This window comes from Agrobacterium tumefaciens (assembly GCF_009649785.1).
In the GTDB taxonomy this organism is placed as follows: domain Bacteria; phylum Pseudomonadota; class Alphaproteobacteria; order Rhizobiales; family Rhizobiaceae; genus Agrobacterium; species Agrobacterium tumefaciens.
Window position 1 is genome coordinate 1 of record NZ_WJOK01000054.1, and the last position, 5,825, is coordinate 5,825.

Annotated in this window: 2 tRNA genes and 2 rRNA genes; all 4 read right to left on the minus strand. The window is 52.7% G+C overall.

Going from position 1 to position 5,825, the window contains the following annotated elements:
* Positions 1-83: 83 nt before the first annotated feature.
* The 4 genes from GH784_RS26950 to GH784_RS26970 all read right to left on the minus strand — a co-directional run bounded on the left by GH784_RS26950 (position 84) and on the right by GH784_RS26970 (position 5,469).
* A 23S ribosomal RNA gene (locus GH784_RS26950) occupies positions 84-2,878 on the minus strand.
* Positions 2,879-3,460: 582 nt separating this feature from the next.
* Positions 3,461-3,536 (minus strand) — tRNA-Ala (locus tag GH784_RS26960).
* Between the two features lie 59 nt (positions 3,537-3,595).
* Positions 3,596-3,672: transfer RNA gene (locus tag GH784_RS26965), tRNA-Ile, on the minus strand.
* 312 nt (positions 3,673-3,984) lie between these two features.
* Positions 3,985-5,469 (minus strand): 16S ribosomal RNA (locus GH784_RS26970).
* The 16S and 23S rRNA genes sit together here with 2 tRNA genes alongside, the layout of an rRNA operon.
* Between the last annotated feature and the right edge of the window lie 356 nt (positions 5,470-5,825).

Genomic DNA, 5,825 nt, shown 5'->3' on the forward strand with positions numbered 1-5,825 from the left:
CCTGTGGCGCGGCCCGTCCGGAGCGCTATGCGCGTCAGGACAGAACAGATGATGCTCATCTTTGATGAGCATGAACAATGGGAACGAAGAAGTCGATCGAGCTATTAGTAACGGTAAGCTTCACATGTTGCCATGCTTCCACACCCGTCCTATCAACGTGGTCGTCTTCCACGGCTCTGATAGGGAACACTCGTTTTCAGGTTGGTTTCCCGCTTAGATGCCTTCAGCGGTTATCCATTCCGTATATAGCTACTCTGCTATGCCCTTGGCAGGACAACAGATCCACCAGAGATACGTCCATCCCGGTCCTCTCGTACTAGGGACAGATCCTGTCAATATTCCTACACCCACGGCAGATAGGGACCGAACTGTCTCACGACGTTCTGAACCCAACTCACGTACCGCTTTAAATGGCGAACAGCCATACCCTTGGGACCTGCTCCAGCCCCAGGATGCGATGAGTCGACATCGAGGTGCCAAACAACCCCGTCGATATGGACTCTTGGGGGTCATCAGCCTGTTATCCCCGGCGTACCTTTTATCCGTTGAGCGATGGCCCTTCCACACGGGACCACCGGATCACTATGACCGACTTTCGTCTCTGCTCGACTTGTCAGTCTCGCAGTCAGGCGGGCTTATGCCATTGCACTCGACGACCGATTTCCGACCGGTCTGAGCCCACCATCGCGCGCCTCCGTTACTCTTTCGGAGGCGACCGCCCCAGTCAAACTACCCACCATACACTGTCCCGGATCCGGATAACGGACCGCGGTTAGACATCCACGAAGATAAGGGTGGTATTTCAAGGATGGCTCCACAAGAACTGGCGTCCCTGCTTCAAAGCCTACCACCTATCCTACACATGCCTTGGCGAATGCCAGTGTAAAGCTATAGTAAAGGTGCACGGGGTCTTTCCGTCTGACCGCAGGAACCCCGCATCTTCACGGGGAATTCAATTTCACTGAGTCTATGTTGGAGACAGCGGGGAAGTCGTTACGCCATTCGTGCAGGTCGGAACTTACCCGACAAGGAATTTCGCTACCTTAGGACCGTTATAGTTACGGCCGCCGTTTACTGGGGCTTCAGTTCAGAGCTTGCACCCCTCCCTTTAACCTTCCAGCACCGGGCAGGCGTCAGACCCTATACGTCGTATTGCTACTTCGCAGAGCCCTGTGTTTTTGATAAACAGTCGCTACCCCCTGGTCTGTGCCACCCCATCATACTTGCGTAAAATGGGGTCACGCTTCTTCCGAAGTTACGCGTGCAATTTGCCGAGTTCCTTCAACATAGTTCTCTCAAGCGCCTTGGTATACTCTACCTGACCACCTGTGTCGGTTTCGGGTACGGTCTATACGGTGGAGCTATTTCCTGGAACCTCTTCGCCGCACATTCAATCCAGTAAGAATGTACAACACACGAGATCCGTCACTACCACCAGGCCCACGAATATTAACGTGGTTCCCATCGACTACGCGTGTCCGCCTCGTCTTAGGGGCCGGCTAACCCTGCTCAGATTAACTTTAAGCAGGAACCCTTGGTCTTTCGGCGAGGGAGTCTCTCACTCCCTTTATCGTTACTCATGTCAACATTCGCACTTCCGATATCTCCAGCAGCCCTCACGGGTCCGCCTTCACAGACTTACGGAACGCTCCGCTACCACGCAACAGTCACATCCTCAGCTTCGGTGCATGGCTTTAGCCCCGTTACATTTTCGGCGCAAAGACCCTTATTTAGACCAGTGAGCTGTTACGCTTTCTTTAAATGATGGCTGCTTCTAAGCCAACATCCTGGTTGTTTTGGGATCCTCACATCCTTTCCCACTTAGCCATGACTTGGGGACCTTAGCTGGAGGTCAGGGTTGTTGCCCTTTTCACGACGGACGTTAGCACCCGCCGTGTGTCTGCCGACTAGTACTCCTCGGTATTCGGAGTTTGGTTAGGATCAGTAAGACGGTGAGTCCCCATAGCCCATCCAGTGCTCTACCCCCGAGGGTATTCGGTCGACGCTCTACCTAAATAGATTTCGCGGAGAACCAGCTATTTCCGAGTTTGATTGGCCTTTCACCCCTAGCCACAAGTCATCCCAATCTATTGCAACAGATACGGGTTCGGCCCTCCAGTTGGTGTTACCCAACCTTCAGCCTGCTCATGGCTAGATCACTCGGTTTCGGGTCTAATGCAACTAACTCAATCGCCCTATTCAGACTCGCTTTCGCTGCGCCTACACCTACCGGCTTAAGCTTGCTAGTTACACTAAGTCGTTGACCCATTATACAAAAGGTACGCCGTCACCCTTGCGGGCTCCGACTGTTTGTAGGCATCCGGTTTCAGGTTCTATTTCACTCCCCTCGTCGGGGTGCTTTTCACCTTTCCCTCACGGTACTTGTTCGCTATCGGTCATGCACGAGTACTTAGGCTTGGAGAGTGGTCTCCCCATGTTCAGACAGGATTTCACGTGCCCCGCCCTACTCAAGGACAATGACTGTTCTACGCGTAAGGGGCTATCACCCTCTATGGCCGACTTTTCCAAATCGTTCCGCTTTATTCATCATTGCCACTGGCCTGGTCCGCGTTCGCTCGCCACTACTTACGGAGTCTCGGTTGATGTCCTTTCCTGCAGGTACTTAGATGTTTCAGTTCCCTGCGTTCGCTTCTTACCCCTATGTATTCGAAAGTAAGATACCTTATCACAATGCTTGGAAACCCAGGCCGTTCATAAAACAGACTGGATTTTCCAAGCATTTAAGGTGGGTTGCCCCATTCGGAGATCCATGGATCAAAGCTTATTCGCAGCTCCCCACGGCTTTTCGCAGCGTATCACGTCCTTCTTCGCCTGTGCATGCCAAGGCATCCACCAAATGCCCTTAATTCACTTCTTCGTTCTCATTGTCTATGCTCATCCATAGCCGTTCCAAAGGAACGGCAATCCGGTTACCTTTTACAACCAGATCATATCCTGATGACATCGACGTGTTCGATACAATCCTCTTTGAAGGCACGCCGGTGCACTTCGAGGTCGTATCATTAAGACCAGCTTCTCGAGATATCATCCGGTGATGCGCGGTCAGGCAACATCAATCCAGCATTCCCATCAGAGGAGCAAAAGCTCCAACAACAAAAATGCCTCGGACAAGCGATCCTTCCTACCTCCAACCCCTCCACCAATTCCGGCCGACTAAGCCATCACATGGTTTCACAAGGATTGGTCTCGGACGTTTCAGGCATAAACCCAAAACACCTGGACGCTTCCAGACATATCTTCTCTTCACAATGTATTCAGAACAGGCATCTTCCTTAGCAGAAGATGCAAACTTTTATTTCTTCAAAAGGATATTCAACTCACCGATCAATCCACCCACACAGGCCGGTCGGCCGTCGGCCATCATTGGCCGGCCCGTCTGGAGCGCAACGGCAAAGCCGCGACAGCGTCAAGACATAACCTCACCAATCGCGCTAGCGATTGGTGGAGCTGAGCGGGATCGAACCGCTGACCCCCTGCTTGCAAAGCAGGTGCTCTCCCAGCTGAGCTACAGCCCCAACCATCGCAAACACCCGACAGCATAACCGCCAGGGATCAGGCAAATTCCAAAAACCAATGGTGGGCCCGGGTAGACTCGAACTACCGACCCCACGCTTATCAAGCGTGTGCTCTAACCAACTGAGCTACGGGCCCTTCCAACCGAACATATGACGCGTCCAACTGGACACCCATACAGGCCAGAGGCCGTCGCCGGTCATCCGGCGCCCTCGCGGAGCCAGGATCAAAGATCCGAACAGGCGTGAGCGCAAACCAAAGGTTTATATCCTTTTTGAAGAAAGAGAAACGTGGACGGCGAGACCTGCCATACCAACCGAGCGCTAAAAGCAACTTCCGTGGCGTATTACGTTTCGATGGTCACCTGACTGGTGCCATCTATGTTCTAAAAAGCACGGGAAAGTTCATCCTGATCATGTCAGGCGTCTTACTGTTCCACAGCTTCCTTAGAAAGGAGGTGATCCAGCCGCAGGTTCCCCTACGGCTACCTTGTTACGACTTCACCCCAGTCGCTGACCCTACCGTGGTTAGCTGCCTCCTTGCGGTTAGCGCACTACCTTCGGGTAAAACCAACTCCCATGGTGTGACGGGCGGTGTGTACAAGGCCCGGGAACGTATTCACCGCAGCATGCTGATCTGCGATTACTAGCGATTCCAACTTCATGCACTCGAGTTGCAGAGTGCAATCCGAACTGAGATGGCTTTTGGAGATTAGCTCGACATCGCTGTCTCGCTGCCCACTGTCACCACCATTGTAGCACGTGTGTAGCCCAGCCCGTAAGGGCCATGAGGACTTGACGTCATCCCCACCTTCCTCTCGGCTTATCACCGGCAGTCCCCTTAGAGTGCCCAACTAAATGCTGGCAACTAAGGGCGAGGGTTGCGCTCGTTGCGGGACTTAACCCAACATCTCACGACACGAGCTGACGACAGCCATGCAGCACCTGTTCTGGGGCCAGCCTAACTGAAGGACAATGTCTCCACTGCCCAAACCCCGAATGTCAAGAGCTGGTAAGGTTCTGCGCGTTGCTTCGAATTAAACCACATGCTCCACCGCTTGTGCGGGCCCCCGTCAATTCCTTTGAGTTTTAATCTTGCGACCGTACTCCCCAGGCGGAATGTTTAATGCGTTAGCTGCGCCACCGAACAGTATACTGCCCGACGGCTAACATTCATCGTTTACGGCGTGGACTACCAGGGTATCTAATCCTGTTTGCTCCCCACGCTTTCGCACCTCAGCGTCAGTAATGGACCAGTAAGCCGCCTTCGCCACTGGTGTTCCTCCGAATATCTACGAATTTCACCTCTACACTCGGAATTCCACTTACCTCTTCCATACTCAAGATACCCAGTATCAAAGGCAGTTCCAGAGTTGAGCTCTGGGATTTCACCCCTGACTTAAATATCCGCCTACGTGCGCTTTACGCCCAGTAATTCCGAACAACGCTAGCCCCCTTCGTATTACCGCGGCTGCTGGCACGAAGTTAGCCGGGGCTTCTTCTCCGGATACCGTCATTATCTTCTCCGGTGAAAGAGCTTTACAACCCTAAGGCCTTCATCACTCACGCGGCATGGCTGGATCAGGCTTGCGCCCATTGTCCAATATTCCCCACTGCTGCCTCCCGTAGGAGTTTGGGCCGTGTCTCAGTCCCAATGTGGCTGATCATCCTCTCAGACCAGCTATGGATCGTCGCCTTGGTAGGCCTTTACCCCACCAACTAGCTAATCCAACGCGGGCTCATCATACCCCGATAAATCTTTCCCCCGTAGGGCGTATGCGGTATTAATTCCAGTTTCCCGGAGCTATTCCGCAGGGCACGGTAGATTCCCACGCGTTACTCACCCGTCTGCCACTCCCCTTGCGGGGCGTTCGACTTGCATGTGTTAAGCCTGCCGCCAGCGTTCGTTCTGAGCCAGGATCAAACTCTCAAGTTGAGAATTCAATCATTGACTATTGTCACGTTATTCTGAATCGACGAGAACTCACATCAATTTCATCCAAGCATCGCTGCTCGCAAAATTGGTGTTGTCTCATTAAAACGTGACCGTCAAAGTCTATTCAATCAGAGCCTGAATTCCTTCAGACCCCGCAAGCTTCGCCGCCCACGTTTCTCTTTCTTCTCATATTCAATTGTCAAAAAACAGACCGCTCAATGCAGTCACAAAATCAAACCCCAAAAGCAAAAGCCCTTGGAAAACAACAAGCAGTCAGCTCATCAACATGATTTCTTTAGAACGAAAGACTTCGTCGCCAGCAGCGCCGCCGCCCTCGTTCAGTGAGCGGACTTATA